This window comes from Acinetobacter sp. TYF_19 (assembly GCF_043105125.1).
Lineage (GTDB): Bacteria > Pseudomonadota > Gammaproteobacteria > Pseudomonadales > Moraxellaceae > Acinetobacter > Acinetobacter johnsonii.
The window spans coordinates 1-1278 of record NZ_JBICLH010000086.1; the positions used below are offsets into that span (position 1 = coordinate 1).

3 protein-coding genes and 1 pseudogene are annotated in these 1278 nt (G+C 41.9%); all 4 read right to left on the reverse strand.

The features are described 5' to 3' along the window. The coding region (locus ACF8FD_RS14670) for a glycoside hydrolase family protein (protein ID WP_392453534.1) at positions 1-332 on the reverse strand (332 nt) is incomplete at its 3' end. Positions 333-343: 11 nt separating this feature from the next. Further along, positions 344-715, reverse strand: coding sequence for a hypothetical protein (locus ACF8FD_RS14675; RefSeq protein ID WP_087010935.1), 372 nt, complete (start codon positions 713-715; stop codon positions 344-346). Between the two features lie 64 nt (positions 716-779). Continuing rightward, on the reverse strand, positions 780-1010 hold the full coding sequence (locus tag ACF8FD_RS14680; protein WP_058869408.1) for a hypothetical protein: 231 nt from the start codon (positions 1008-1010) through the stop codon (positions 780-782). Next, positions 1003-1278, reverse strand: a pseudogene (locus ACF8FD_RS14685) (hypothetical protein); the annotation flags it as partial. The gene ACF8FD_RS14680 and the pseudogene ACF8FD_RS14685, both read right to left, overlap by 8 nt.

The window sequence follows — 1278 nt, forward strand, 5'->3', positions numbered from 1 at the left end:
TTCTTTAAATCATGGGCCATATAAGCTTTTGCTTGTGCTTCAGTACAGGTATCACCTTTCTTGACTTTGATGCCGTTCGGATAAACTGTGGTACCGAATCCAATCGTCCACACACCAACCCCATCATCATAAGCAGCAAGCCGTTTTCCTTCAAAACCACAGATGAGATCCACACCAAAAAGACTAACCACCATCTGGTCGATCGCAATACCCAGCATATCAGCCACCGTTGCATCTGTAGCCGTTGCAATCACTTGGTTGGCAGCATTGACTTGCTTTTGAGTAAGTGTTCCACCACTGATCTTTCTTAAAAAATCAAAAATATGCTTCATTTTTCACTTACTCACTTAAACATTGCTTTAAAAGCTGATCGAATTTCAAAGATTAATTCACCAATGGTTTTACCACGTAACAGCTGAATTGCCTGATACCAGATGCCAATTAACAACATTCCGAAAATCGCAAAGATCAACATCACAAAGCCTTGCGTCATATGTGAATAGACATGCCAACCATAATATTCAATGAATGCTGAACCACCATACAGACTAATTGCTACGCTAAAGGTGAATTTCATAATCACACCCATGGTGATTTTAATGCGTCCTTCAGTGTCGATATCCCCTGATAATGTCAGGGCAAAGATTGCCCCAACCACTGCAGCTATAATTTTAAAAAGCCATGGTAGGCCCTTGATGCTTAAAGGGTCATTCATAGACCACTCCTAATTTTTTGGCAATAAAAAAGCGCTCAATGAGCGCCATATACTTTTTAAAAACTTAAACTTCTATTTGAATTACTTCACCCAATGGTGCGAGTCGTTTAATCTCACCATCAGATACGAATACAGATGCTCCTAAGTTATAGCGGGTTGAGCTGGTGACCAGATTTAAGCCTGATCCACCCACCACCAACACTTTGTAATTGGGATGATCCACACTGGTAATGGTTCCTACAAACTCTGCAGCTGTAGGCAGTAAATCAATTAAACGCTGTAATGCATTACTCACGATTCACACGCTCCACTTTCACGGTTTGATTGACCACTGCATGACTAAACGAAACACTGACACTATCTACAATGCCCCACCACTCTGCATTAAAGGCAATCACTTCTCCTGGCACACATTCACCCACTTCAGGCGAAATCGGCATGCTGTAGGTATGAGTTTCAACCATTCCCGCTTTGGCAAGTTTGGCTTTACCATACGCCCCCATGCTGACATGGTTAAACATTGGATTGTTTTCAGGCTGAAGTAAGGTATCGGCACTGGTTTC

Bases quoted from the DNA above. Each gene is read 5' to 3' on its own strand.
- ACF8FD_RS14675 (WP_087010935.1), bottom strand. From the start codon at position 715: ATGAATGACCCTTTAAGCATCAAGGGCCTACCATGGCTTTTTAAAATT.